Below are 26,607 nucleotides of genomic sequence, written 5' to 3'. Positions count from 1 at the left end.
TTACCGACGGACTTCTGCGGCATTCGGGCGGCTCTTCAGGTTCTTGTCGGCTTTATAGCGCAGCGCCACATCCGGCACCGAACCGCCCTTGCCGGTCTCGACCCAGCTGCGAATACGGCTGGCATCAGCGAAGTGAGTGAACTTGCCGAACGCATCCAGAATCACCAGCGACACCGGACGATTACCCATACTGGTCACCAGCACCAGGCAGTGGCCGGCCTGGTTGGTGAAGCCGGTCTTGGTCAGCTTGATGTCCCAATTGGCGCGGTTGATCAGGTGGTCGGTGTTGGAGAAACCGAGGGTGTAGTTGGGTTTGCGGAACGAAACGGTCTTTTCCTTGGTGGTGCTCAACTGGCTCAACATAGGGTAATGACGGGCGGCGGCCAGCAGTTTGCTCAGGTCGCGGGCGGTGGACACGTTATGGATCGACAGACCGGTGGGTTCCACATAATGAGTGCTGGTCATGCCCAGCGCCTTGGCTTTGGCGTTCATCGCTGCAATAAAGGCTGCGTAGCCGCCTGGGTAGTGGTGGGCCAGGCTGGCTGCGGCGCGGTTTTCGGAGGACATCAGGGCGATCAGCAGCATTTCCTTGCGCGGCATTTGGCTGCCGATCTTCACCCGCGAAAACACGCCTTTCATTTCCGGGGTGTCGGTGATGTTGATGTCGATGTATTCGTCCATGTTCTGCTTGGCTTCAAGCACGATAAGGCCGGTCATCAATTTGCTCACCGAGGCGATGGGCACGACTACGTCCGGGTTGCTGGCGTAGATGACTTTGTTGGTTTGCAGGTCGACCAGCATGGCGCTGCCGGAAGCAATCTGCAGTTTGGACGGATCGCGCGGCGCCAGGGTGGATTCGGCCGCGTGCGCAAAGGTGCCTGTGAAAGCAAAAAATAGGCTGACGATAGAAATACGAATTTTCACGCGGATGAACTCGCTAAAAAGTAAGAAATACCGTTAAAAAACGGGTTTTGTGAAAAATGGCGTTACATTTTAGGAGTATGGATCAGAAACTGTCGAATGTTCTTCTACATACAGATGAAAGTGCTTAAAAACTAAGAAAAAACAGGGTTTCTTCCGGGCAATAAAAAAGCCCTGCGATAAGGCAGGGCTTTTTCAGTACGCCTGGTTATTAAGCGTGCAGGGTCTCTGCGGCGTACAGGGTGTTTTCCAGCAGGCAGGCACGCGTCATCGGGCCAACGCCGCCCGGCACCGGGGTGATCCAGCCGGCGCGAGGCAGTGCGGTTTCGTACACCACGTCGCCCACCAACTTGCCGTCTTCCTGACGGTTGATGCCCACGTCGATGACGATGGCGCCTTCCTTGATCCATTCCCCCTTGACCAGGCCAGGCTTGCCGGCGGCAACCACTACCAGGTCGGCACGACCGACGTGGCCAGCGAGGTCCTTGGTGAAACGGTGCGTGACGGTCACGGTGCAGCCGGCCAGCAGCAGTTCCATGGCCATTGGGCGACCGACGATGTTGGACGCGCCGACGACCACGGCATCAAGGCCGTACAGGTCGATGCCGGTGCTTTCCAGCAGGGTCATGATGCCTTTGGGCGTGCACGGGCGCAGCAGCGGGATACGCTGGGCCAGGCGGCCGACGTTATAGGGGTGGAAACCGTCGACGTCTTTGTCCGGGCGGATGCGCTCCAACAGCTTGGAAGCGTCCAGGTGCTCGGGCAGCGGCAGTTGCAACAGGATGCCGTCCATCGCCGGGTCGTCATTGAGGCTGTCGATCAGGTCGGTAAGGGCCTGCTGGGTGGTCTCGGAAGGCAAGTCGTAGGCCTTGGAAATAAAGCCGACCTCTTCACAGTCTTTACGCTTGTGCGAGACATAAACCTGAGAGGCAGGATCGCTGCCGACCAGGATCACCGCGAGGCCCGGCGTGCGCAGGCCTTGCTGGCTGCGCTCGGTGACTCGTTTGGCGATCTGCTGGCGCAGGCTGGCGGCGATTGATTTGCCGTCGATAAGTTGTGCAGTCATTACGCGTGATTAACCATCGAGAGGGGGAAGAAAAGTGCGCGCATTCTCGCACGCCAAGACGTGAGGGCAAAGGCGCTTGGTCTGCAAATTGGCCTAACCCCTTAAATAAAATGAATTTTTTTCAAAAAAGATTTGACGGGTTTCCAGCCCCTCTATACTATTCGTCGCACTTGTCGGGCACAGCCTAGCACTGGTTAAGAAGGTCAAGCAGAATTGCTGTTCTGCAAGGCTGGAAAGCACTTAGTTTGTAATCCTCAAAGAGTACAGATTAATAAGGCGCCCGTAGCTCAGCTGGATAGAGCATCCGCCTTCTAAGCGGATGGTCGCAGGTTCGAGTCCTGCCGGGTGCGCCATTAGGCAGCTTTGGCACAAGTAGCGCTATATGGTGGGCGTAGCTCAGTTGGTAGAGCACGGGATTGTGACTCCCGTTGTCGAGGGTTCGATCCCCTTCGTCCACCCCATATTTTGAAAAGGCGCCAGATTAATCGTCTGGCGCCTTTGCTTTAAGAGCTACAAGCGCGGATGTGGTGGAATTGGTAGACACACTGGATTTAGGTTCCAGCGCCGCGAGGCGTAAGAGTTCGAGTCTCTTCATCCGCACCAATATAGCTTGGCCCAGTCGACAGGCAGGGTAGGGCTCAACAAAGAAGTGGTTTGGTTTCTTTGTTAACGCAATATGGTGGGCGTAGCTCAGTTGGTAGAGCACGGGATTGTGACTCCCGTTGTCGAGGGTTCGATCCCCTTCGTCCACCCCATATTCGAAAGGCGCCAGATTTAACAGTCTGGCGCCTTTTTTGGTTTTAGCGGTTCAAATATTCGCGACTGCAGGTGCTGGGTCGCAACGGCAGGGCGTTTCGTCGTATTTGTGTTGCTCGATGATGCCGCGCTGCCTGCCGGCCCCGTTTGCGGGTTGGCCGTCAGGGAAGTGGATGACGACTTCTTCTATATATAGAAGGGGCGGCGCAGAGCCCTGGCGTGATGGGCTGTATTTGTCACCGGGGCGAGGTGCATCAGTGCCTTCGTACCGATAAATTGCCGGCTGTTTTCGGGCGTATTTCCAGTAGGGTGACTTCTTGAGTTTGACCCTCTAGAATGCATGCCCTTGATTGGGGTCGGAAATGGCCGGCTAACGTCTGTGCAACGAGGAATATCCATGCAAGTTTCTGTTGAAAATACTACTGCTCTCGAGCGCCGCCTGAGCATCACCGTGCCGGCAGAACGTATTGAGACTGCGGTCAACAAGCGTCTGCAGCAGACTGCCCAAAAGGCCAAGATCGCTGGTTTCCGTCCAGGCAAAGTGCCGATGAGCGAAATCAAGCGCCGTTTTGGTGCCGATGCGCGCCAGGAAGCTGTGGGTGACGTCATCCAGGCTTCTTTCTACGAAGCCGTTGTCGAGCAAAAGCTGAACCCGGCTGGCTCGCCTTCGATTGAGCCGAAGTCCCTGGAAGCTGGCAAGGACCTGGAATACGTTGCCGTATTCGAAGTGTTCCCAGAGTTTGAGGTTGCCGGCTTTGACGGTATCGAAGTCGAGCGCCTGAGCGCCGACGTCGCTGATGCCGACCTGGACAACATGCTGGAAATCCTGCGCAAGCAGAACACCCGTTTCGAAGTGGCCGACCGTGCCGCTCAGAGCGAAGACCAGTTGAACATCGATTTCGTGGGCAAGGTTGACGGCGAAGTGTTCGCTGGCGGCTCCGCCAAGGGTACTCAGCTGGTGCTGGGTTCCAACCGCATGATCCCTGGTTTCGAAGACGGCCTGGTTGGCGCCAAGGCTGGCGAAGAGCGCGTTCTGAACCTGACTTTCCCTGCTGACTACCAGAACCTGGACCTGGCCGGCAAAGCCGCCGAGTTCACCGTGACTGTCAACAGTGTTTCCGAGCCTAAGCTGCCAGAGCTGAACGAAGAGTTCTTCGCCCAGTTCGGTATCAAGGAAACCGGTATCGAAGGTTTCCGCACCGAAGTTCGCAAGAACATGGAGCGCGAGCTGCGTCAGGCCATCAAGTCCAAGGTCAAGAACCAGGTCATGGACGGTCTGCTGGCGACCAACCCGATCGAAGTGCCTAAGGCTCTGCTGTCCAATGAAGTGGATCGCCTGCGCGTTCAAGCGGTTCAGCAGTTCGGTGGCAACATCAAGCCTGACCAACTGCCGGCCGAGCTGTTCGAAGAGCAAGCCAAGCGTCGCGTTGTGTTGGGTCTGATCGTGGCGGAAGTGGTCAAGCAGTTCGACCTCAAGCCTGACGAAGACCGCGTTCGCGAAATGATCCAGGAAATGGCTTCGGCCTACCAGGAGCCTGAGCAGGTTGTGGCTTGGTACTACAAGAACGACCAACAGCTGAACGAAGTACGTTCGGTTGTGCTGGAAGAACAAGTTGTGGATACTGTTCTGCAGAAGGCTAAGGTGACCGATAAAGCGGTCTCTTACGAAGAAGCAGTCAAACCGGCGGAAGCAGCACAAGCCGACTGATTGTCCAACTCGTTGGAAATACAACCATAAGCCAGCCTCGCGCTGGCTTATGCGTTTTCAAGACATGACTATTTGGGAGTAACTGCAGAGCATGTTCCGTAATTCCTATATTCAGCAGAACTCTGATATCCAGGCCGCAGGCGGCCTGGTCCCGATGGTTGTCGAGCAGTCCGCTCGTGGCGAACGCGCCTACGACATCTACTCGCGCCTGCTCAAGGAGCGAGTGATCTTTCTGGTGGGCCCGGTAGAGGACTACATGGCCAACCTGATCTGTGCGCAACTGCTGTTCCTTGAAGCGGAAAACCCGGACAAGGACATCCATCTCTACATTAACTCGCCAGGCGGTTCGGTGACCGCGGGCATGTCGATCTACGACACCATGCAGTTCATCAAGCCGAACGTATCGACGACCTGTATTGGCCAGGCCTGCAGCATGGGCGCCTTCCTGCTGACCGCCGGTGCCGAGGGCAAGCGTTACTGCCTGCCGAACTCACGCGTGATGATTCACCAGCCACTGGGCGGTTTCCAGGGCCAGGCGTCGGACATAGAAATCCACGCCAAGGAAATCCTTTTCATCCGCGAGCGCCTCAACACGCTGATGGCCAAGCACAGCGGGCACACCCTGGAAGAAATCGAGCGCGACACCAACCGCGACAACTTCATGAGCGCCGAAGCCGCACGTGAATACGGGTTGATCGACGCAGTGATCGAAAAGCGCCCCGCTTAATATAAGCACCTCAAAATAAGGCTGGTCGGCTTTTCCGATCATCGGCGGGCTTGAAAAAGCCCGCATAAGCCTTCATCTTGTGTTGCAAGCCTATCGGATTTGGATCGAACGAATGACTGACACCCGCAACGGCGAGGACAACGGCAAGCTGCTCTATTGCTCCTTCTGTGGCAAAAGCCAGCATGAAGTACGCAAATTGATTGCCGGCCCCTCGGTCTTTATCTGCGACGAGTGCGTCGACTTGTGCAATGACATCATCCGCGAGGAGGTGCAGGAAGCACAGGCCGAAAGCAGCGCGCATAAATTGCCTTCGCCTAAAGAAATCAGCGGCATCCTTGACCAATACGTCATCGGTCAAGAGCGTGCAAAGAAGGTTCTGGCCGTAGCGGTGTACAACCACTACAAGCGTCTGAACCAGCGTGACAAGAAAGGCGACGAAGTCGAACTCGGCAAGAGCAACATCTTGCTGATCGGTCCTACAGGCTCGGGTAAGACCCTGCTTGCAGAAACCCTCGCTCGTCTGCTCAACGTTCCCTTCACCATCGCCGACGCCACCACTCTCACCGAGGCTGGCTACGTTGGCGAGGACGTCGAGAACATCATTCAGAAGCTACTGCAGAAGTGCGACTACGACGTAGAGAAGGCCCAGATGGGTATCGTCTACATCGACGAAATCGACAAGATTTCGCGCAAGTCCGACAACCCGTCGATCACTCGGGACGTTTCCGGTGAAGGCGTGCAGCAGGCCCTGTTGAAACTGATCGAAGGCACGGTTGCTTCCGTACCGCCACAAGGCGGCCGCAAGCACCCGCAGCAGGAATTCCTTCAGGTGGATACGCGTAACATCCTGTTTATCTGTGGTGGTGCGTTCTCGGGTCTGGAAAAGGTCATTCAGCAACGCTCCACCCGTGGCGGCATTGGGTTCAGTGCGGAAGTGCGCAGCAAGGAAGAAGGCAAGAAGGTGGGCGAGTCCCTGCGTGAAGTCGAGCCTGACGATCTCGTCAAGTTCGGTCTGATCCCGGAATTCGTTGGCCGTCTGCCGGTTTTGGCTACGCTGGATGAACTGGATGAGGCCGCTCTGATTCAGATCCTCACCGAGCCCAAAAACGCTCTGACCAAGCAGTACGCGAAGCTGTTCGAAATGGAAGGCGTGGACCTCGAGTTCCGCACCGATGCACTCAAATCGGTGGCCAAGCGGGCACTGGAGCGCAAGACCGGTGCGCGTGGCCTGCGTTCCATCCTCGAAGGCGTGTTGCTCGACACCATGTACGAAATCCCCTCGCAGTCCGAGGTGAGTAAAGTGGTGATCGACGAAAGCGTTATAGAAGGCAAGTCCAAGCCACTGTATATCTACGAAAACAGTGAGCCGGCTGCCAAGGCTGCGCCAGACGCGTAAGCGTTTCGCAGTTTCGGTACAAACAAGGGGCCTCTAGGGGCCCCTTTGTTTTTTCTAAGAGTTTTACTGCGTTTAACCGCGGGCAATAAGCTTGTTTTTTTTGCATGCAGCCCCCATCTTGGCTTCAAGCATATTTTTCAACTGTCATAGAGGCGAAATCATGAAGACAACCATTGAATTGCCTCTCCTGCCGTTGCGTGATGTCGTCGTCTATCCGCACATGGTTATCCCGCTGTTCGTGGGGCGCGAGAAGTCTATCGAAGCCCTCGAGGCCGCGATGACGGGCGACAAGCAGATCCTGCTGTTGGCCCAGAGAAATCCTGCCGATGATGATCCAGGCGAAGATGCCCTGTATCGCGTCGGTACCATTGCCACCGTGCTGCAATTGCTCAAGCTGCCGGATGGCACCGTCAAGGTGCTGGTGGAAGGCGAACAGCGCGGTGCGGTCGAACGTTTCATGGAAGTAGACGGCCACCTGCGCGCCGAAGTGGCGCTGATCGACGAAGTCGAAGCGCCTGAGCGCGAGTCCGAAGTTTTCGTACGCAGCCTGCTCTCGCAGTTCGAGCAGTATGTGCAGTTGGGCAAGAAAGTCCCGGCTGAGGTCCTGTCTTCGCTCAACAGCATCGATGAGCCAAGCCGCCTGGTCGATACCATGGCCGCGCACATGGCGCTGAAGATCGAGCAGAAGCAAGACATCCTCGAAATCATCGACCTGCCGACCCGTGTCGAACACGTGTTGGCGCTGCTGGATGCCGAAATTGACTTGTTGCAGGTCGAGAAGCGCATCCGTGGTCGTGTGAAGAAACAAATGGAGCGCAGCCAGCGCGAGTACTACCTGAATGAGCAGATGAAGGCCATTCAGAAAGAGCTCGGCGACAGCGAGGAAGGCCACAACGAGATCGAGGAGCTGAAAAAGCGTATCGATGCGGCTGGCCTGCCAAAAGACGCTCTGACCAAAGCCACTGCCGAGCTGAATAAGCTCAAGCAAATGTCGCCGATGTCGGCCGAAGCCACCGTGGTGCGCTCGTACATTGACTGGCTGGTTCAGGTGCCGTGGAAGGCCCAGACCAAGGTGCGCCTGGATCTGGCCCGCGCCGAAGAAATCCTTGATGCCGATCACTATGGCCTCGAAGAAGTCAAAGAACGCATCCTCGAATACCTCGCCGTGCAAAAGCGCGTGAAGAAAATCCGTGGTCCGGTGTTGTGCCTGGTCGGTCCTCCGGGTGTAGGTAAAACCTCCCTGGCTGAGTCGATTGCCAGTGCCACCAACCGTAAATTCGTGCGTATGGCCTTGGGTGGCGTGCGTGACGAAGCGGAAATCCGTGGGCATCGCCGTACGTACATCGGTTCCATGCCAGGAAGATTGATTCAAAAGATGACCAAAGTGGGCGTGCGCAACCCGCTGTTCCTGCTTGATGAAATTGACAAAATGGGCAGCGACATGCGCGGCGATCCGGCGTCGGCGTTGCTTGAAGTGCTCGATCCGGAGCAGAACCACAACTTCAACGACCATTACCTGGAAGTCGACTACGACCTGTCCGACGTGATGTTCCTGTGCACCTCCAACTCCATGAATATTCCGCCGGCCTTGCTGGACCGGATGGAGGTGATTCGTCTGCCGGGTTATACCGAAGACGAGAAAATCAACATTGCCGTCAAATACCTCGCGCCCAAGCAGATTTCGGCCAATGGCCTGAAGAAGGGCGAGATTGAATTCGACGTCGAGGCAATCCGCGACATCGTGCGTTACTACACCCGCGAGGCCGGTGTGCGTGGCCTTGAGCGTCAGGTCGCGAAGATCTGCCGCAAGGCGGTCAAGGAACATGCCCTGGAAAAACGCTTCTCGGTGAAGGTCACGGCCGACTCTCTCGAGCACTTCCTGGGTGTGAAGAAATTCCGCTACGGCTTGGCTGAGCAGCAGGATCAGGTAGGGCAGGTGACTGGCCTGGCATGGACCCAGGTGGGCGGTGAGTTGCTGACCATCGAGGCCGCGGTGATCCCGGGCAAGGGCCAACTGATCAAGACCGGTTCCCTGGGTGATGTGATGGTCGAATCCATCACCGCAGCGCAGACCGTGGTGCGCAGTCGCGCCCGTAGCCTGGGAATTCCCCTGGACTTCCACGAGAAGCACGATACCCATATCCACATGCCGGAAGGGGCAACGCCCAAAGACGGTCCCAGCGCTGGCGTAGGTATGTGCACTGCGTTGGTGTCGGCATTGACCGGCATCCCGGTGCGCGCCGATGTCGCCATGACCGGGGAAATTACCCTGCGGGGTCAGGTATTGGCCATCGGTGGTCTGAAAGAGAAATTGCTTGCCGCACACCGGGGGGGTATCAAGACCGTGATCATTCCTGAAGAGAATGTTCGCGACTTGAAGGAAATTCCTGACAACATCAAGCAGGATCTTCAGATTAAACCGGTTAAATGGATTGACGAGGTCCTGCAAATTGCGCTGCAATACGCGCCGGAGCCCTTGCCGGATGTGGCTCCGGAGATAGTCGCTAAGGACGAAAAGCGAGAGTCTGATTCCAAGGAAAGAATTAGCACGCATTAATGCAATTAAGCCTGGGGGCTTCCTTGACAGCATTTTAGAGCCCTTGTTATAAAGCGGCTCTTAAGTGTCTGTAGGCCATTCAGCACTCGTTTTTGCTGTTTACCAAAAAAACTTAGAATCATACTCAATAGATATATAAGGGGACTTAGAGTGAACAAGTCGGAACTGATTGATGCTATCGCTGCATCCGCTGATATCCCGAAAGCTGCTGCTGGCCGTGCGCTGGATGCAGTAATCGAATCCGTCACTGGCGCTCTGAAGGCCGGCGACTCCGTGGTACTGGTAGGCTTCGGTACTTTCTCTGTGACTGACCGCCCAGCTCGCACTGGCCGCAACCCACAGACTGGCAAAGCACTGCAAATCGCTGCTGCCAAGAAACCAGGTTTCAAAGCCGGTAAAGCCCTGAAAGAAGCCGTTAACTAAGCTTCGATCAAGCCTTGCTTACCCGGGTCGGACGCATGTCCGGCCTGGCAGCGGAGCGGTAGCCGACCCACGTATCCATCGGGTCGCCACGCCGGGGGTGAGAAGTCAAACCCCCGTCCGCTCCGCCAGTTACGAGAAGGCGCATCCTCGGATGCGCCTTTCTTCTATCCGGACTCTACCCACGCTCCACGGTTGCCTATTTTTGAAGTTCAACCGTTTCTGGGGGACGCATGCTGCAAAATATCAGGGACAATTCACAAGGCTGGATTGCCAAGACCATTATCGGGATCATCGTCGCATTGATGGCGTTCACCGGTATCGAGGCCATTTTCCAGGCTTCGGGTACTAACAAGCAGGACGTGGCCAAGGTCAACGGTGAAGCCATCACCCAGACCGAACTGAGCCAGGCTGTCGACATGCAACGTCGCCAACTGATGCAACAGTTGGGCAAGGATTTCGATGCTTCGCTGCTGGACGAAAAACTGCTGCGCGAAGCGGCGCTCAAGGGCCTGATCGACCGCAAGCTGTTGCTGCAAGGTGCCGCCGATTCCAAGTTCGGCTTCTCTGAAGCGGCACTGGACCAGGTGATCCTGCAAACGCCGGAATTCCAGGTGGACGGCAAATTCAACGCCGAACGCTTTGACCAGGTGATCCGTCAGCTGGGCTACAGCCGTCTGCAGTTCCGTCAGATGCTGACCCAGGAAATGCTGATCGGTCAGGTTCGCGCAGGTATCGCGGGCAGCGGTTTCGTCACCGATGCCGAAGTACTGGCCTTCGCCCGTCTGGAAAAACAGACTCGCGATTTCGCCACGGTCAACATCAAGGCCAACCCCGCAGCGGTGAAGCTCACCGACGACGAGGTCAAGGCCTACTACGACCAGCACGCCAAAGAGTTCATGACGCCGGACCAAGTGGTCATCGACTATCTGGAATTGAAGAAGTCGTCCTTCTTCGACCAGGTCAGCGTCAAGGATGATGAACTGCAGGCGGCCTACGAGAAAGAAACCGCCAACCTCGCCGAACAGCGTCGTGCCGCGCACATCCTGATTGAAGTCAACGACAAGGTCACCGAGGCGCAAGCCAAGGCCAAGATCGAAGAGATCCAGGCGCGCCTGGCCAAAGGCGAGAAGTTCGAAGCCCTGGCCAAGGAGTTCTCCCAGGACCCAGGCTCGGCCAATAACGGTGGTGACCTTGGCTTTGCCGGCCCTGGCGTCTACGACCCGGACTTCGAAACCGCCTTGTACGCGTTGAAACAGGACCAGGTATCGGCGCCGGTGCGCAGTACCTTCGGCTGGCATCTGATCAAGCTGTTGGGCGTTGAAGCACCACAGGTGCCGACCTTCGCCAGCCTGAAAGACAAGCTGACCCGTGAGCTCAAGGCCCAGCAAGTCGAGCAGCGTTTTGTCGAAGCCACCAAGCAATTGGAAGATGCGGCATTCGAAGCGTCCGACCTGGCTCAACCCGCATCTGACCTGAAGCTGACCGTGCACACCTCCGCGCCATTCGGCCGTGAAGGTGGTGAAGGTGTTGCGGCCAACCGTGCCGTGGTCACCGCAGCGTTCAGCCCGGAAGTGCTGGATGAGGGTGCCAACAGCACCGCCATCGAGCTGGACCCGGAAACCATCATCGTGCTGCGTGCCAAAGAGCACCGCAAACCTGCGCAACTGCCGCTGGAAAGCGTTGCCGCGGCGATCCGCACCCAGATGGCCAAGGAGAGCGCCAGCGCCGCTGCCAAGACTCACGCCGACGAGCTGATCGCCAGCCTGCGTGATGGCAAGACACCGCTGAACCAGCCGGTCGACGGCCAGGCCTGGAAAGTCACTGAAGCGGCTACCCGTAGCGCGGACGCGGTCGACCCGGCCGTGCTGCAAGCGCTGTTCCGCATGCCCAAGCCTGCGGCCAAGGACAAGCCGACCTTCACCACCGTGACCCTCGCTGACGGCAGCCTGGTGATCGTGCGTTTGAACGGCGTGAACGAAGCGAGCGCTCCAACGGAAGAAGAAAAGGCGCAATACCGTCGCTTCCTCGCTTCCCGTGTTGGCCAGCAGGACTTCGCGGCATACCGCAAGCAGTTGGAAACCCAGGCTGACATCAAGAAGTATTGATGGCGGTTTGAATAAGAAGCCCCCGGCCTGAAAAGACCGGGGGTTTTTTTATGTGCGCTGGACGCCGACCTGTGATGCACCTGCCAGGGCCAACAGCATCAATAACACGATCGCCCAGGGGAACGTCGCAACGCCCCAGCCCTGAAGCAACACGCCGCCAGCCAACCCGCCGCCGGCTATCCCCAGGTTCCATACGGTCACGAGCATCGATTGCGCGGCGTCCGCCGATTCGCCCGCCGATTGGGCCAGGGCGGTTTGCAACAAAGCCGGCAGGCCGCCAAACGCCAGGCCCCAAAACACCACCGCGAGGTAGATGACGGTCGGCACCTCGATCCATAACGCCAACGCCAGGGCGATCATGCCGAACAGTGCGCAACTGATGAGCAGCAGTGTGCGCAACCACCGATTAATCAGCACGCCGGCCAGCCAGATGCTCAACAGCGCGGCGAGACCAAACACCAGCAGCACTCGGTCGATATCGGCAGCGATACCGGCGGGCTCCAACAGCGGTGCCACATAGGTGTAGAGGATGTTGTGGGCCAATACGTAGGTAAAGGTCACCCACAGCACCGAGCGAATACCGGGCAGGGTCAATACCTGGTGCAGGCGCAGGCGCTTTTGAGCGGCTTGGCCGGCAAAGTCCGGAAGCTGCCAGCGTGCCCATATCAGCAACACCAGTGTGAGCCCGGTCATGATCGCAAAACTCAGGCGCCAGCCCACGATGGTGCCGAGCCAGGTGCCGGCCGGCAGGCCCAGGCACAACGCCAACGGTGCGCCGAGCATCGCCACCGCGATTGCCCGGCCTTGCAGGTGCGGTGCCACCATGCGGCTGGCGTAGCCGGCGAGCAATGCCCAAAGCAGCCCGGCGAACACGCCGGCAAAGAAGCGTGCCACCAGGGTCAGCCCGTAGTGGCTGGAGAATGCCGTCACACTGTTGACCACGGCAAAGCCGCCGATGGCCATCAACAGCAGCGGTCGGCGGCGCCAGCCTCGGGTCAGCAGCGTGAGGGGGATGGCCGCCAGCAATGACCCTAGGGCGTAGAGGGTGACCAACTGGCCGACCAGTGCCGGCGACACGCCCAGGCCTTGGCCCATTTGCGGCAAGAGCCCGGCGGGCATCGCTTCGGTGAGAATGGTGATAAAACCAGCGCAGGCCAGGGCCAAAAGGCCACCCAAGGGCAGTGTTTCCCGTGGGGCGGTGGTGCCGATCTCAGTCACTAAGGGGTTAGCGCTCATAGTGTGTCCATGCAAAAAAGGGGCGAGGGCGCAGCGTAGGGGGCTGTGCCTTGCGGAAAAACAGGCTAAGGTTCCGAACTTATCGGACGTGGGTGTCCGCAATCGGCAAAGGCAAAATCATGGATAGCTTGGGCAGCCTCGCGGTATTCGTGCAGGTGGCGCAGACCCGCAGTTTCACCGCTGCCGCGCGTGTGCTGGGCGTATCGTCATCGGCGGTGGGCAAAAGCATTGCGCGCATGGAGGAGCGCCTGGGCGTGCGGTTGTTTCATCGCAGTACGCGCAGCATCACCCTGACTGGCGAAGGCGCACTGTTCCTTGAGCGTTCGCGGCGGATCCTGCTCGAGATCGAGGCCGCCGAGCGCGAATTGACCGACGCCCGCGTGGCGCCTCGAGGCAAGTTGCGCATCAGTGTGCCGCAAGTGCGTGGCTTGTTGATGCCGGTGCTCAGCGACTTTATGCGCGCTTACCCGGACATTGAGTTGGATGTGGATTTTTCCGACCGCATGGTTGACGTGATCGAGGAAGGTTTCGATGCGGTGATTCGCACCGGCAAGCCAGAAGATTCGCGCTTGATGGCCCGTCATCTGGGGCACTATCAACTGGTGCTGGTGGCGACGCCGGGCTACTTTCAACAGCACGGCACGCCGCTGCTGCCCCAGCATTTGAGCGGTCACGCCTGCCTGCGCCACAAGTTTTGCGCCACCGGTCAACTGGAGCCCTGGCCGCTGCGGCGGGCACTCGACGAGGTGGAGCCCACCTTGCGTACGCCGTTGGTCAGCACCACCATCGAGTCCCTTAACCATGTGGTGCATGAAGGCTTGGGCATTGCCTGCCTGCCGGACTATATGGTCCACCAGGCAGTGCGGGAGGGGCGTTTGCAGCGTGTGCTGGACGACTACCTGGAACACCGGGGCAGTTTCTGGATGTTGTGGCCATCCAGCCGCCATGCATCGGCCAAATTGCGCGTGTTTATCGATCATATGTGCGCGCAGCTTTTTCCTGCAGGCGCCGTCGTGTAGGTCTGTGACGTTTTACCGACAGGAATGCGCGCGCCAAGGCCACGTTCTGTTGCACAATACCGGCCAGACCGTTTTCCTCAGGATTTTCAATGTCGACATCATTTCACTTGCGTTGCCTCGGGATGGCGCTGGTGTTGGCGGGCGCCGCGGGCTGCTCGTCACCCAAGACCGCTATTTACGAACATGAGAATTTCGACGACTCCGGCACGTTTTCCCGGGATTATCCGGTCAGTGATACCGCCGCGTGCGAAGCTGCCCGGCGTGCCTTGCTGAGCCAGGGTTACATCATCACCAGCAGCGATCCGAAGTTGGTAGTGGGTAACAAGAGTTTCCAGCAGACCGGCGAAACCCATCTGCAGATCAGCTTCAACGTGGTGTGCGCCGATGACGGCAAAGGCACCCACCATTCGACGATGTTCGCCAACGCCTTGCAGGACCGTTATGCGCTGAAGAAGGTCAACAACTCGGCAAGCCTGGGTGTGGGTGTGCTGGGGTCGGTGTCGATGCCGATCGGCTCCACCGATGACTCGATGGTGAAAGTGGCCAGTGAGACCGTTTCGGCACCGAAGTTCTACGAGCGTTACTTTGCGCTGGTGGACGTGTTCCTGCCTCAGGAAGTGAAGCAGGCGGCGCACATTCCCGAGCAGCCCAAGGCGGAGCTGGGTGTTCCGGAACCCAAGGCCGCACCGGCTGCCGAGAAGGTCGAAGCGCCGAAGGAAGAACCCGCCGCTTCGGAACCTGTGGCACCGCCGGCCGAACCTACGCCGATCGCGCCTCAGTCAGAGCCGGCACCGTCGCCGACCAATCCTGAGCTGCCGGCGCCGACAGAGGCGATTCCACCGCTGCCGACGCCTGCTCCATAAATCAGACCGCTGCGGGGTCGGTCTTGTCGACGTTGATCCCGTAGCGCTTGATTGCCTCACTGACTTTATCGCGACCGATCACGCCGTCATCGGCCAGTGCCTTCAAGGCCGCGAGTGCGATGAAGTGTCGGTCCACCTCAAAGAACTCGCGCAAGGCCTCCCGCGTATCCGATTGCCCGAAGCCGTCGGTGCCCAGCGCCACAAAGCGTCGGTTGTGCACGAATGGGCGGATCTGGTCGGCGAACAGTTTCATGTAGTCCGTCGCCACCACCACCGGCCCCGTCTGTCCGGCCAGGCATTGCTCCACATAACCCATGCGTGGCTCGCCTTCCGGGTGCAACAGGTTCCAGCGCTCGACTGCCTGCCCGTCACGGCGCAATTCGGTGAGGCTGGTCACGCTCCACACGTTGCTGTACACCGCGAAATCCTTGGCGAGCAATTGCGCCGCCGCGATCACTTCGCGCAGGATCGAACCACTGCCCATCAGTTGCACCTGGGCCTGCGGGCTGACGCCGAGCGGGTACATGCCCTTGAGAATGCCTTCTTCCACATCTTCTGGCATGGCCGGGTGCGGGTAGTTTTCGTTGAGCAGCGTGATGTAGTAGTAAATGTCCTCTTGCTCGACATACATGCGCCGCATGCCTTCGCGAATGATCACTGCCAGCTCGTAGGCAAAAGTCGGGTCATACGACACGCAGCACGGAATGACCGACGCCAGGATATGGCTATGGCCGTCGTCATGCTGCAGGCCTTCGCCCATCAGCGTGGTACGCCCGGCCGTAGCGCCCAGCAGGAAGCCACGCGCCCGCGCATCGGCCGCCGCCCAGGCCAGGTCGCCGACGCGCTGGAAGCCGAACATCGAATAAAAAATATAGAACGGTACGGTCATCAAACCGTGGTTGCTGTAGGACGTACTGGCCGCTATCCACGAGGAAATAGCGCCGGACTCATTCAGGCCTTCCTGCATAATCTGTCCGTCCTTGCTCTCCTTGTAGTAGCTCAGTTGCCCGGCGTCCTGTGGCGTATAGAGCTGGCCGACAGCAGAGTGGATGCCGATCTGTCGGAACAGGCTTTCCATGCCGAAGGTGCGTGACTCATCCGGCACGATGGGGACGATCAACTTGCCCATCTGTGGGTCCTTGAGCAGGGTGCCGAGGATGCGCACGAACGCCATGGTGGTCGAAATGGCCCGCTCGCCGGTGTCCTTGAGTTGAGTGGCGAAGGCGGCCAGGTCGGGGATCTGCAAAGGCTCGACGGCACTGTGACGCGCCGGCACGTGACCACCCAGGGCTCGGCGGCGGGCAGCGAAGTAGCGGGCTTCTTCGCTGTCGACGGCGGGCTTGAGGTAAGGGATGTCGGCGAGTTGTTCGTCGGCCACGTCCAGGCCGAAGCGGTCGCGGAAGGCCTTGACGGCGTCGGCGCCCATCTTCTTCAGTTGGTGGTTGATGTTCTGGCCTTCGCCGGCTTCGCCCATGCCGAAGCCCTTGACGGTTTTGGCCAGGATCACAGTGGGTTGGCCGGTATGGCGCACGGCGGCGGCGTAGGCGTTGTAAACCTTGTCCGGGTCGTGCCCGCCGCGTGAGAGTTTCCAGATATCGTCGTCGGACATGTCCGCAACCAGTGCCAGCAATTCTGGGTATTTACCGAAGAAATGCTCGCGCACGTAGGCGCCGTTCTGCGATTTGTAGTTCTGATAGTCGCCGTCTACGCATTCCATCATGCGCTGGCGCAGCAGGCCGCTCTGGTCTTTGTCGAGCAACGCATCCCAGCCACCGCCCCAGATCACCTTGATCACATTCCAACCGGCGGCGCGGTACAGGCTTTCGAATTCCTGGATCACCTTGGCATTGCCGCGCACCGGCCCGTCCAGGCGTTGCAGGTTGCAGTTGACCACGAAGATCAGGTTGTCGAGTTTCTCGCGCCCGGCCAGGGAAATGGCGGCGAGGGATTCCGGCTGGTCCATTTCGCCATCACCGAGGAACGCCCAGACCTTGCGGCCTTGGTGTTGCTTGAGGCCGCGGTACTCCAGGTAGCGCATAAAGCGCGCTTGATAGGCGGCAGTGATCGGCCCGAGGCCCATTGATACCGTAGGAAATTGCCAGAAGTCCGGCATGAGTCGTGGGTGCGGGTAGGACGAAATCCCTTCGCCATTGGCCTCGCGCCGGAAATTGTCCAACTGCGCTTCGCTGATGCGCCCTTCGAGATAGGCGCGGCCGTAGATACCGGGTGAGGAGTGGCCCTGGATGTACACCAGGTCGCCATCGAAGCTATCGGTGCGGCCACGGAAGAAATGGTCAAAACCTACGTCGTACAGGACGGCGGCTGACGCATAGGTCGCAATGTGCCCACCGACGCCCGAATGTTTGCCCGCACGCAGCACCATCGCCATGGCGTTCCAGCGGATAAACGCGTTGGTGCGGCGTTCGATGGCCAGGTTGCCGGGGTAGGGCAGTTGGCGCTCCACCGCGATGGTGTTGACGTAGGGGGTTGTCACCCGCCCGTAGAAATCACCGTGACGCGCCACGTCGAAATCCAGCAATTGATCGATCAGGTAGTGGGCGCGCGGGCGGCCTTCGGTGGACAGCACCGATTCGATGGACTCCAGCCACTCGCGGGTTTCCTGTGGGTCGTCGTCGCGGCGCACTGCGGTATTGGGGGTCATGTGAGGCTCCAGGGTAGGCGGATATCGAGTGGCGGGCTCCTTGTGGGAGGGTCGCCAAAGTAATTGCAATTGCAACTACATAAACGAATCTAGCGCGGGATGAGCTACTATTGCAACCTTCTTGAAATCCCCCGGATGGTGTTGCATGTCGTCGAAAGAGCCTGATGTATGGTTCCGTTTTGTCAGGGCTCACAGGACGGTCATCCGTGAAATCGAACGCCGCCTGGCCGAGGCGAACCTGCCGCCTTACGCCTGGTACGACGCCTTGTGGGGCCTGGAAAGCGGCCCCGACGGCACCCGCCGCATGCACGAATTGGCCGATGTGCTGGCCATCGAGCGCTACAACCTCACGCGCCTGGTAGACCGCCTGGAAAAAGACGGCCTGGTGGAGCGTTCCCGCTCGGACGGCGATGGCCGCGCGGCGTTTGCCTCGATTACCGAGGCCGGGCGGGCGCTGCGAAAAAAGATGTGGAAGATCTATGAAAGTACGGTAGATGAGCTGTTCCTCTCGCAGATCGAGCCCGAACAGCGCCAGGGGTTTGCCGATGCGTTGGAGCGCACGGCCGGGCTGGCGATGGAGGCGAGTGTGCAGACCCGCAGCCGCCGCAAATCCTGAAGTCGAAGCCGATCCCGTGTGGGAGGGGGCTTGCTCCCGATAGCACCGGGTCAGCTACAGATGCGTTGGCTGATGCACCGCTGGTGCCGATGGCTGCACCGAACCTGCTCCCAGCGCGATAAACCTTGAGTCCACGTAGGCCGCTAACTGATCGACAATCGCCTGCGGATACCCGGTTACCGCAATCACTGCGCCGCCTCGAAGCTCAGGGGCTAAATTCGGATAACGCTGCTACGTTTAATCTTGGAGTGCGGGAACGCCATGACGCAGACATTTTTTCGTCATGACGGCACTTTAAGCTGCTCATGCAGGTCATCTGTGTGCAGCCGCTTTTAACGTCAACAAGGAGTCCGCGATGGATGATTACCAGGAAGAACTGCTGGAGTACCAGGCCTTTGAATGGGATCCGCTGGATCCGGCCGACGACGCCACCGAGCTGTAGGACCGATTTCAGGCGTACTGCCGCTGACTGCGGCGAAACTCCCCTGGGGTCTGGTTGTTCCACCGCCTGAACGCCCGTTGGAATGCTTGGGCCGAGGCAAAACCGAGCAAGTAGGCGATCTCGCCGAACGCCAGTTCCGTATCGCGGATGTAGGTCATGGCCAGGTCGCGGCGGGTATCGTTGAGAATCGCGCGGAACTGAGTACCTTCTTCGGTCAGTTTGCGGCGCAGTGTCCAGGTTGGCAGCTTCAGGCGTGCCGCCACTTCTTCCAGGTCGGGTTCCCGGCCGCCATTGAGCATTGGCCCGAGCAAGCGGGTAATGCGCTCGCGCAGGCTGCGGGTGCGGGTCAACTGCTCCAATTCCCGTTCACACAATTGCAACAACAGCTGCCAGGTACTGGGGCAATGCTGCGGGTTGCGCAGGGCCAGGGTGGCCTGGTTCAGGCGCAGTTGGTTGGCGTCGGCGCCAAAGTGGACCGGGCTGTCGCCCAACAGGCGGTATTGGTCGCTATAGTCCGGTGCTTCGAACTCGATGTCGATGCGTTGCGCCTGCACCGGTTGTTGGGCCAGGCTCGACAGTTGGTGCAGCCAGCCGGCGATGATCGAGTCCACCACAAAGCGGTTATAGGCGTTGTAGGGGCTGATGGAATAGAAACGCAGCCAGGCGCCGTCGGCATCTTCTTCAAAACTGGACTGCCCACGATAATTGGCGCCATACAGCGGCTCGAAGCGCGTGAGCGTGCGGGCCGCCTCGCGGACGTTGGGCGCCTGGGCGGCGGTGACCCCGGCGAGCCCCGCCTGGCTCAAGCGGCTGAGCCGGCCCATGCGCAGGCCCAGGCCGGCGTCGCCGGTGAGTTGGATGGCCGCATGGCCCAGGCGCATGTAGCGTGGGATCGACAAGCGTGCGCCCGCTTCGGCAAGGCGCGCCGCGTCGAGGCCGTATTGCAGCAGCAGCGGTTGCGGGTCCAGGCCATGGCTGCTGATGGCATCGGCCAGGGTGTGCACGAAGCCCACCGACAGATCCCCCAGGCGCACCGGTTTCACGGCGTTACAGCCAGATATTCAATAAGCGCGCACCCTGTGCGTCGCCGTCGGCGCTGATATGCCCGGCGTGGCTCAGGAAGCTCTGCCCGGCGGTGCCCAGGTCCCAGAACTGACCCCGCAGGAACACGCTCATGCCGGCGCTGGCCTGGCTGATCGGTTGTTGGCTGATCAGTGTGAGGCGCCGCCAGGCTTCGCCTTCGCTGAGTTCCTCGGGCTTGAGGCTGATTTCCGGCGGTGTCGACACGCTTTTGAAACCGCGCCACGGCCGTTCCCAGGTATCGCGCCCGAGCACAAAGGCCGGCACCGCGATCAATTGCGCGCCTTGTTCGTTGAGTTTGCGGTAGTTGTCCGGGTACCAGCTGTCGCTGCCAACCAACACGCCGAGGCGTCCGGCTGGCGTGTCGACCACACTGACGATGTTCTCGTCGCCGGGCTCGATAAAGCCGCGTTCATCGTAGATCGGGTAGAGCTGGCGCTGTGGATCGCCGATCGGCAAGCCGTCCGCCGCGAACACCACGCTGGCGTTGTACAGCGCACCATGACCGACCTGCAGTTGCCCCTGCCTCACCGTCGGGTTGGGCAGGGCGATGGAGCCGGCCACCACGGTAACGCCGAATTCCTTGGCCAGGCCACCGAACAGCACTTGATAGTCACGGGCCATGGTCGGGGCCTTCATGCGCAGGTACGCGTCGTCGCTGCGGCTGGTGCCGGTGGCGCTGATCCAGGCGCGCAGGAATTGCACTGGGTTACTCAATGACAACCAGTTCATCGCATCTTTCACATGCAATGCCTGGTACACCTCGTTTTTTTCGCCGGTGAGCATCAGCCAGGTGCCGATGTGCTCCGGCAGCACCACGATGGTCTTGTCGTTGATCAGGCCTTGGTCCCGGGCGTTTTGCAGGTAGGCCGCGAGTTTCAGGTGCAGGCGTTCCAGGCTTTGGTAATCGGCGGGGTACAGCTGCGGTTGGATGCCCAGCAAGTTGCCGCGATCGGCCGGCTGGCCTTCGTTGACCGCGAGGGTGATGCGCAGGTCCGACAGGTAATGCGCCACGGGGCGCTCCTGGGTCCAGACCAGATACGCGGCGACGGTGGCAACCAGGGCCAGGGTGACGGTGAACGCTAGAAGTTTACGCATGGGGCAACAGACAACAGACCGTGTGCTGGGTTCGCCGACTAGGGTAGGGCGCCTGTGGCGGCTTGCCAAGGGGCGCTGTGCATTTGGATCAATAACTTGTGAGTTTCGGTCATTGAGCGGTAGGGCATCGGCTCTTAGTCTGTGGGACATAAACCGATGGGGCGTCATTCGAACGCCTCACGTCCCGTGATGATCCGTTGTGGAGCTGTACCATGACCGCTGCTGCCTACCCGCACCTGCTGGCCCCGTTGGACCTGGGTTTCACCACCTTGCGCAACCGTACCCTGATGGGCTCGATGCACACCGGCCTGGAAGAAAAACCCGGCGGCTTCGAGCGCATGGCCGCTTATTTTGCCGAGCGCGCCAGGGGTGGCGTGGGCCTGATGGTCACCGGCGGCATTGGCCCGAATGACGAAGGCGGGGTGTATTCCGGCGCGGCCAAGCTGACCACCGACGAAGAAGCGCAAAAGCACAAGATCGTCACCCAGGCGGTGCATGAGGCGGGTGGCAAGATCTGCATGCAGATCCTTCACGCCGGCCGTTATGCCTACAGCCCCAAGCAGGTGGCGCCAAGCGCGATCCAGGCGCCGATCAACCCGTTCAAGCCCAGGGAACTGGACGAAGAGGGCATCGAAAAACAGATCCAGGATTTCGTCACCTGCTCGCTGCTGGCCCAGGTGGCCGAGTATGACGGTGTGGAAATCATGGGCTCCGAAGGTTATTTCATTAACCAGTTCCTCGCCGCCCACACCAACCACCGCACCGACCGTTGGGGCGGCAGCTACGAAAACCGTATGCGCCTGGCCGTGCAAATCGTAAGCCGTGTGCGTGCAGCGGTAGGCCCGAACTTCATCATTATTTTCCGCCTGTCGATGCTCGACCTGGTGGAAGGCGGCAGCACCTGGGAAGAGATCGTGCAGTTGGCCAAGGCGATCGAGCAGGCAGGCGCGACGATCATCAACACCGGCATCGGCTGGCACGAAGCGCGTATCCCGACCATCGCCACCAAAGTGCCACGCGGCGCATTCAGTAAAGTCACCGCCAAATTACGCGGCGCGGTGCAGATCCCGCTGATCACCACCAACCGCATCAACACCCCGGAAATTGCCGAGCAGATCCTCGCCGAGGGCGATGCGGACATGGTCTCGATGGCGCGACCGTTCCTTGCCGACCCGGAGTTCGTCAACAAAGCTGCTGCCGGTCGCGCCGATGAAATCAACACCTGCATCGGCTGCAACCAGGCGTGCCTGGACCACACCTTCGGCGGCAAGCTGACCACTTGCCTGGTTAACCCGCGGGCGTGCTACGAGACCGAGCTTAACTACCTGCCGGTGCGGCAGATCAAAAAAATCGCCGTGGTCGGCGCCGGCCCGGCGGGTCTGGCCGCCGCCACGGTGGCGGCTGAGCGCGGCCATCACGTGACGCTGTTCGATTCGGCCAGCGAGATCGGTGGCCAGTTCAACATCGCCAAGCGCGTGCCGGGCAAGGAAGAGTTCTTTGAAACCCTGCGCTATTTCAACCGCAAGCTGCAGACCACCCACGTCGAGCTGTGCCTCAACACTCGCGTGGATGCCGCGCAGTTGGCGGCCGGCGGCTACGACGAGATCATCCTGGCCACCGGCATCGCACCGCGCACGCCGGCGATCCCTGGTGTAGAAAACGCCAAGGTGCTGAGCTACCTGGACGTGATCCTCGAACGCAAGCCAGTGGGCAAGCGCGTCGCGGTGATCGGTGCTGGCGGTATCGGTTTTGACGTCTCGGAGTTTCTCGTGCATCAAGGCGTGTCCACCAGCCTGGACCGCGAAGCGTTCTGGAAGGAGTGGGGCATCGACACCCACCTGCAAGCCCGTGGCGGCGTCGCCGGGATCAAGGCTGAGCGCCATGCGCCGGCGCGCGAAGTATTCCTGCTGCAACGCAAGGCGTCCAAGGTCGGCGACGGTTTGGGCAAGACCACCGGCTGGATCCATCGCACCGGGTTGAAGAACAAGCAGGTGCAGATGCTCAACAGCGTTGAGTACCTGAAGATCGACGACGACGGCCTGCATATCCGCATCGGCGCCGAGGGCGAGCCGCAACTGCTGGCGGTGGACAATATCGTCATCTGTGCCGGCCAGGACCCGTTGCGTGAACTGCACGACGGCCTGGTCGCTGCGGGCCAGAACGTGCACCTGATCGGGGGGCTGACGTAGCGGCCGAGTTGGACGCCAAGCGCGCTATCAACCAGGGCTCGCGCCTGGCGGCCGAGCTGTAAAAACCCACGCGGGGCGGTGTTAGACTACCGCCCCGTTTTTCATGCGGTTCCCCTCCAATGGGCCCCTTCGATTGGCTTCCCTACGCACCCCTTGAACCCTTGGCGCTGGATTGGCTCAATGGCGTCGAGTTGGCCGTGCTGCGCCTGGATCGCATCGACCCGCTGATCAGCGGCAATAAGTGGTTCAAGCTCACCGAGCATCTGGCCCAGGCGCATCAGGCGGGGGCCAGTGGCGTTATCAGCCTTGGCGGCGCCTATTCCAACCATCTGCACGCACTCGCGGCGGCGGGCAAGCGTTTTGGCTTTGCCACCGTCGGCCTGCTGCGTGGCCATGCGCACCACACGCCTACCGTCGAGGATCTGCAGGCATTTGGCATGCACCTGCATTGGCTGGGTTTCGGCGGCTATCGCGCGCGCCATGAGCCGGGTTTCTGGGCGCCCTGGCGTGAGCGTTACCCGCATCTGTATCCCGTGCCCGAAGGGGCGGCGGGTTGGCGGGCGCAACGGGTTGCCGGGTGCTGGTCGAGCAAGCTCGCGCGCAATTGAGCCACTTGGGTTGGGCCGATTACGACGCCTGGTGGCTGGCGGCGGGCACCGGTACCACGCTGGCGGGGTTGGTCTTGGCCGAGGCGGGGGCGCATTTGGTGTACGGCGCCATGGCGGTGCCGCACGATCATGGCGTGGCGCAAAATGTGAGTGCCTTGGTGCAGGGCGGCTATCAATTGCTGGACGCCAGCCGGGGCGGCTTCGCCAAGGTCGACCCGCTGTTGCGCGACTTTATTGAAACCACGGAGCAGGCCTGCGGCGTGCCGCTGGAACCGCTCTACACCGGCAAAGCGTTACTGGCGTTGAAGCATCAGGTCGAGGCCGGGCACGTCGCGCCCGGCACTCGCCTGATCTTTGTGCACACCGGCGGCCTGCAAGGCCGGCGTGGGTTTACAGCCGGGCGCGCTTGACCGGCATCATGCGCAACGCGGTGTTATCGCGCACCACGTAATGGTGGAAGATCCCCGCCAATGCATGCAGCCCGATCAACCAATAGCCGATCTGGCCGAACAGCACGTGCCAACCTTCAATCTGTTTGGCCAAGGCTTTGTTCTCGCCGATCAACGGCGGCAGCTCGATGCCGTAGAACAGTACCGAATGCCCCTCGGCACTGACGATCAACCAGCCCGCGATGGGCAGGCCGATCATCAAGGCGTACAACGCAAAATGCGTCAGCGTGGCCAACAGGCTCTGCCACTTCGGCGGCGCCGGTACGATCTTCGGCGCAACCCCCAGGCTGCGTGCAAACAGGCGCAGCCACACCAGCACAAACACGGTGAGGCCGAGCATGAAGTGCATCTCGACGATCAGTGTGCGTGCGCCACTGCCTTTGGGGAACTGGCCGCGTAACTCAATGCAGGCGTAGACCACCGCCAGCAGCACCACCATCAGCCAGTGCAGCGCAATCGACATGGTGCTGTAGCGCGTATCGGAATTTTTCCACGGCATCGCTGGGTTTCCTCATTCATCAGGGCAAGCCTCCGTTCTTTGGCGACGGAGTACGGTTACTGTATGCCTGTTTTGAACGGATTACCCGGCGCGAATGCCGCACTATTGACCTCCATCAGTGGCCTTGCGGCATTTCACCGCGCGCCAGGCGCTGGTTGATATCGCTGATTACCGCCGGCAGGTCGGTAATGGTGTCGATCAGGTAGTGCGGGCGCGAGCCTTCGAACATCGCCTCGATGCGCTTGCGCTCGCCGGCCAGTGTGGCGTTGTCCAGGGCGCGAAATTGCTCATAGGTCAGGCCCAGCGCGTTGCCCGAGCAGGTCAGCGCCACGCTCCACATCCCGGCGCGGCGGCCTTCAAGGATGCCCGGCACGGTGTCGTCGACCTTCACACACGCCGCCACATCATCAACCCCCAGGGCAATCACGTTGGCCAGCGCCTGGGCCGGCCATGGGCGGCCGTTGGGTACTTCGTCGGTAGCCACTACATGGTCGGCGACGTAGCCATGGGTGGCGGCCAGGGCGACCAACTTGTCCATCAGTTGCTTGGGGTAGCCGGAACACGAGCCGATCCTGATCCCTTGCCCGCGCAGATGCGCGAGGGTGTCGAGGGCGCCGGGGATCAGGGCCGAGTGCTCGGCAATTTTCTCGATCTGCAAGGGCATGAAACGCTGGTAGATGGCGGTCACGTCGTCGTCGGTGGGCGTACGGCCGAACGCCTTGCGGTAGCGCTCGGCGACCTGCGGCTGGTTGCAGAGGGTGCGGATATGGTCCCACTTGCCCATGCCCATCGGGCCACGGGCTTCTTCGATGGAGACTTGCACATCGAACTCGGCGAAGGCTTCGACAAAAATCTGGGTAGGCGCGAAGGAGCCGAAGTCGACCACGGTGCCGGCCCAGTCAAGGATCACGGCCTGGAGGGTGTTGGGGTTTTGATAGTTCATGGTTCAAATCCTGTGGGTAAGGGGGGAATCAAATGTCCAACACGTCCATTTCTTGCAGCACGTGGGCGATGGCCTTGACTGCCGCGCGCATGCCGGTGGCGTCGACGTGGCCGATGCAGCCGACGCGGAAGGTCTCAACCTGGGTCAGTTTGCCGGGGTACAAGATGAATCCCTTGGCCTTGACCCGTTCGTAGAAGTCCCTGAACTGGTAGCGCGGGTCTTTCGGGGCGTGGAAGGTCACGATAATCGGGGCCTGGATAGCGGCCGGGAGGAAGCTGCGCAGGCCGAGCCCGGCCATGCCCTCCAGCAGCGCCTGGCAGTTGTCGACATAACGTTGATGGCGCGCGGGCAGGCCACCTTCTTCCTGGTATTGCAGCAACGCTTCGTGCAGGGCGGCGACCACGTGGGTTGGCGGGGTGAAGCGCCATTGGCCGGTCCTGGCCATGTAGGTGTATTGGTCGAACAGGTCCATCGCCAGGGAGTGGCAGTTGCCTTGGGCGGCGGCCAGTGCCTGCTTTTCGGCGAAGACGAAGCCCATGCCGGGCACGCCCTCCAGGCATTTGCCGGAGGCGGCGATCAGGGCGTCGAACGGTACTTGGCGGGCATCGATGGGCAGCGCGCCGAAGGAGCTCATGGCGTCGATGATCAGGCGCTTGCCGTGGTGCTTCACCACCTGGGCGATTTCCGGCAGCGGGTTGAGGATACCGGTGCTGGTTTCGCAGTGAATCAAGGCAACGTGGGTGATGCCCTCGTCGGCCTGCAACAGGCGCTCGACATCGGCGGCCGTCGTGGGCTCATCTTCAGCGGTTTCAAAGGTGCTGAAGTCGCGGCCCAACACTTCACAGATGTTCGCCAGGCGCTTGCCGTAGGCGCCGTTGATCAGCACCAGCACCTTGCCATTACGCGGGACCAGGGTGCCGATGGCGGCCTCGACGGCAAAGGTGCCGCTGCCCTGCAAGGGGACGCAGTGATGGCTGGCCGCACCGTGGAGGATCGCCAGTAACCGGGCGCAGACGCTGGCGGTGAGTTGGTTGAAACCTTCATCCCATGAACCCCAGTCCACCAGCATCGCCCGGCGCGTGCGGTTCGCTGTGGTCAGGGGGCCAGGGGTGAGCAGGAGGGGCGCGGCAGGGGTCATCTCGTGTCCTCGTAAACAACGGTGTGAATCTACGGCGCCTAAATTGCAGTTTGGCTTGTTATCAATCCAATTGTTTGTTGTTATGTGAGCTATCAGTGAGGCCGAT

Annotated in this window: 18 protein-coding genes, 4 tRNA genes and 3 pseudogenes; 15 read left to right on the top strand and 10 right to left on the bottom strand. The window is 60.2% G+C overall.

Features of this window, described 5'->3' with window-relative positions; genetic code table 11:
- A complete protein-coding gene (gene pbpG / locus AB4O25_RS08260) occupies positions 1-924 on the bottom strand; it encodes a D-alanyl-D-alanine endopeptidase (RefSeq protein WP_460150745.1) in 924 nt (307 codons plus the stop codon).
- Between the two features lie 208 nt (positions 925-1,132).
- Positions 1,133-1,987: a bifunctional methylenetetrahydrofolate dehydrogenase/methenyltetrahydrofolate cyclohydrolase FolD gene (gene folD / locus AB4O25_RS08255; protein ID WP_065877503.1), complete on the bottom strand. Its 855-nt coding sequence runs from the start codon at positions 1,985-1,987 to the stop codon at positions 1,133-1,135.
- A gap of 276 nt (positions 1,988-2,263) precedes the next feature.
- Here folD and AB4O25_RS08250 point away from each other — a divergent pair.
- From AB4O25_RS08250 to AB4O25_RS08205, 10 genes are all read left to right on the top strand, one after another.
- A tRNA-Arg gene (locus AB4O25_RS08250) sits at positions 2,264-2,340 on the top strand.
- A gap of 32 nt (positions 2,341-2,372) precedes the next feature.
- A tRNA-His gene (locus AB4O25_RS08245) sits at positions 2,373-2,448 on the top strand.
- Between the two features lie 57 nt (positions 2,449-2,505).
- Positions 2,506-2,590 (top strand) — tRNA-Leu (locus AB4O25_RS08240).
- 76 nt (positions 2,591-2,666) lie between these two features.
- Positions 2,667-2,742: transfer RNA gene (locus AB4O25_RS08235), tRNA-His, on the top strand.
- Between the two features lie 398 nt (positions 2,743-3,140).
- A complete protein-coding gene (gene tig, locus AB4O25_RS08230) occupies positions 3,141-4,451 on the top strand; it encodes a trigger factor (RefSeq protein WP_017527089.1) in 1,311 nt (436 codons plus the stop codon).
- A gap of 91 nt (positions 4,452-4,542) precedes the next feature.
- Positions 4,543-5,178 carry an ATP-dependent Clp endopeptidase proteolytic subunit ClpP gene (gene clpP, locus AB4O25_RS08225; protein WP_003174822.1) on the top strand — a complete coding sequence of 212 codons (636 nt, stop codon included), beginning with the start codon at positions 4,543-4,545 and terminating at the stop codon, positions 5,176-5,178.
- 112 nt (positions 5,179-5,290) lie between these two features.
- Positions 5,291-6,574, top strand: a complete 1,284-nt coding sequence (gene clpX, locus AB4O25_RS08220; protein ID WP_010209414.1) for an ATP-dependent Clp protease ATP-binding subunit ClpX — start codon at positions 5,291-5,293, stop codon at positions 6,572-6,574.
- A 160-nt stretch (positions 6,575-6,734) separates the two neighbouring features.
- Entirely contained in the window at positions 6,735-9,131 is a 2,397-nt protein-coding gene (gene lon / locus AB4O25_RS08215; protein ID WP_017527090.1) for an endopeptidase La, read from the top strand.
- A 150-nt stretch (positions 9,132-9,281) separates the two neighbouring features.
- On the top strand, positions 9,282-9,554 hold the full coding sequence (locus AB4O25_RS08210; protein ID WP_003174819.1) for an HU family DNA-binding protein: 273 nt from the start codon (positions 9,282-9,284) through the stop codon (positions 9,552-9,554).
- A 230-nt stretch (positions 9,555-9,784) separates the two neighbouring features.
- A complete protein-coding gene (locus tag AB4O25_RS08205) occupies positions 9,785-11,659 on the top strand; it encodes a SurA N-terminal domain-containing protein (RefSeq protein WP_460150744.1) in 1,875 nt (624 codons plus the stop codon).
- Positions 11,660-11,707: 48 nt separating this feature from the next.
- Here the strand turns inward: AB4O25_RS08205 and AB4O25_RS08200 are convergent, their stop codons facing one another.
- Complete coding sequence (locus AB4O25_RS08200; protein WP_065877501.1) at positions 11,708-12,895, bottom strand: MFS transporter; 1,188 nt, start codon at positions 12,893-12,895, stop codon at positions 11,708-11,710.
- A gap of 119 nt (positions 12,896-13,014) precedes the next feature.
- On the opposite strand from AB4O25_RS08200, the gene AB4O25_RS08195 reads away from it, so the two are divergent.
- Positions 13,015-13,914, top strand: coding sequence for a LysR family transcriptional regulator (locus AB4O25_RS08195; protein WP_017527093.1), 900 nt, complete (start codon positions 13,015-13,017; stop codon positions 13,912-13,914).
- Positions 13,915-14,003: 89 nt separating this feature from the next.
- Positions 14,004-14,777 (top strand): DUF2242 domain-containing protein, encoded by a 774-nt coding sequence (locus tag AB4O25_RS08190; protein WP_017527094.1) that lies wholly within the window; start codon positions 14,004-14,006, stop codon positions 14,775-14,777.
- Position 14,778: 1 nt separating this feature from the next.
- On the opposite strand, the gene aceE is transcribed toward AB4O25_RS08190, so the two are convergent.
- Entirely contained in the window at positions 14,779-17,439 is a 2,661-nt protein-coding gene (gene aceE, locus AB4O25_RS08185; protein ID WP_460150743.1) for a pyruvate dehydrogenase (acetyl-transferring), homodimeric type, read from the bottom strand.
- A gap of 145 nt (positions 17,440-17,584) precedes the next feature.
- Between aceE and AB4O25_RS08180 the strand changes: the two genes are divergently transcribed.
- On the top strand, positions 17,585-18,055 hold the full coding sequence (locus AB4O25_RS08180) for a MarR family winged helix-turn-helix transcriptional regulator (protein WP_065877499.1): 471 nt from the start codon (positions 17,585-17,587) through the stop codon (positions 18,053-18,055).
- A 78-nt stretch (positions 18,056-18,133) separates the two neighbouring features.
- On the opposite strand, the pseudogene AB4O25_RS08175 reads toward AB4O25_RS08180, so the two are convergent.
- The 3 genes and pseudogenes from AB4O25_RS08175 to AB4O25_RS08165 form a co-directional block, all read right to left on the bottom strand.
- A pseudogene (locus tag AB4O25_RS08175) lies at positions 18,134-18,244 on the bottom strand (transketolase-like TK C-terminal-containing protein); the annotation flags it as partial.
- Positions 18,245-18,505: 261 nt separating this feature from the next.
- Complete coding sequence (locus tag AB4O25_RS08170) at positions 18,506-19,540, bottom strand: AraC family transcriptional regulator (RefSeq protein ID WP_017527098.1); 1,035 nt, start codon at positions 19,538-19,540, stop codon at positions 18,506-18,508.
- Between the two features lie 4 nt (positions 19,541-19,544).
- On the bottom strand, positions 19,545-20,675 hold the full coding sequence (locus tag AB4O25_RS08165) for a carbon-nitrogen hydrolase family protein (RefSeq protein ID WP_460150742.1): 1,131 nt from the start codon (positions 20,673-20,675) through the stop codon (positions 19,545-19,547).
- Positions 20,676-20,887: 212 nt separating this feature from the next.
- On the opposite strand from AB4O25_RS08165, the pseudogene AB4O25_RS08160 reads away from it, so the two are divergent.
- Positions 20,888-22,926, top strand: a pseudogene (locus AB4O25_RS08160) (oxidoreductase).
- 57 nt (positions 22,927-22,983) lie between these two features.
- A pseudogene (locus AB4O25_RS08155) lies at positions 22,984-23,882 on the top strand (1-aminocyclopropane-1-carboxylate deaminase/D-cysteine desulfhydrase).
- Here AB4O25_RS08155 and AB4O25_RS08150 read toward each other — a convergent pair.
- The 3 genes from AB4O25_RS08150 to AB4O25_RS08140 form a co-directional block, all read right to left on the bottom strand.
- A complete protein-coding gene (locus AB4O25_RS08150; RefSeq protein ID WP_017527102.1) occupies positions 23,863-24,420 on the bottom strand; it encodes a cytochrome b in 558 nt (185 codons plus the stop codon). The pseudogene AB4O25_RS08155 and the gene AB4O25_RS08150 overlap by 20 nt on opposite strands.
- A 115-nt stretch (positions 24,421-24,535) precedes the next feature.
- The gene (phnX, locus tag AB4O25_RS08145; protein ID WP_460150741.1) at positions 24,536-25,363 is read right to left on the bottom strand and encodes a phosphonoacetaldehyde hydrolase; all 828 of its coding nucleotides are present in this window, start codon (positions 25,361-25,363) and stop codon (positions 24,536-24,538) included.
- A 28-nt stretch (positions 25,364-25,391) separates the two neighbouring features.
- The gene (locus AB4O25_RS08140) at positions 25,392-26,501 is read right to left on the bottom strand and encodes a 2-aminoethylphosphonate--pyruvate transaminase (RefSeq protein WP_116077812.1); all 1,110 of its coding nucleotides are present in this window, start codon (positions 26,499-26,501) and stop codon (positions 25,392-25,394) included.
- Between the last annotated feature and the right edge of the window lie 106 nt (positions 26,502-26,607).

This window comes from Pseudomonas sp. S3_A03 (genome assembly GCF_054668275.1).
The sequence above is the reverse complement of the archived record's forward strand: the minus strand, read 5'-3'. Positions and strand labels throughout refer to the sequence as shown.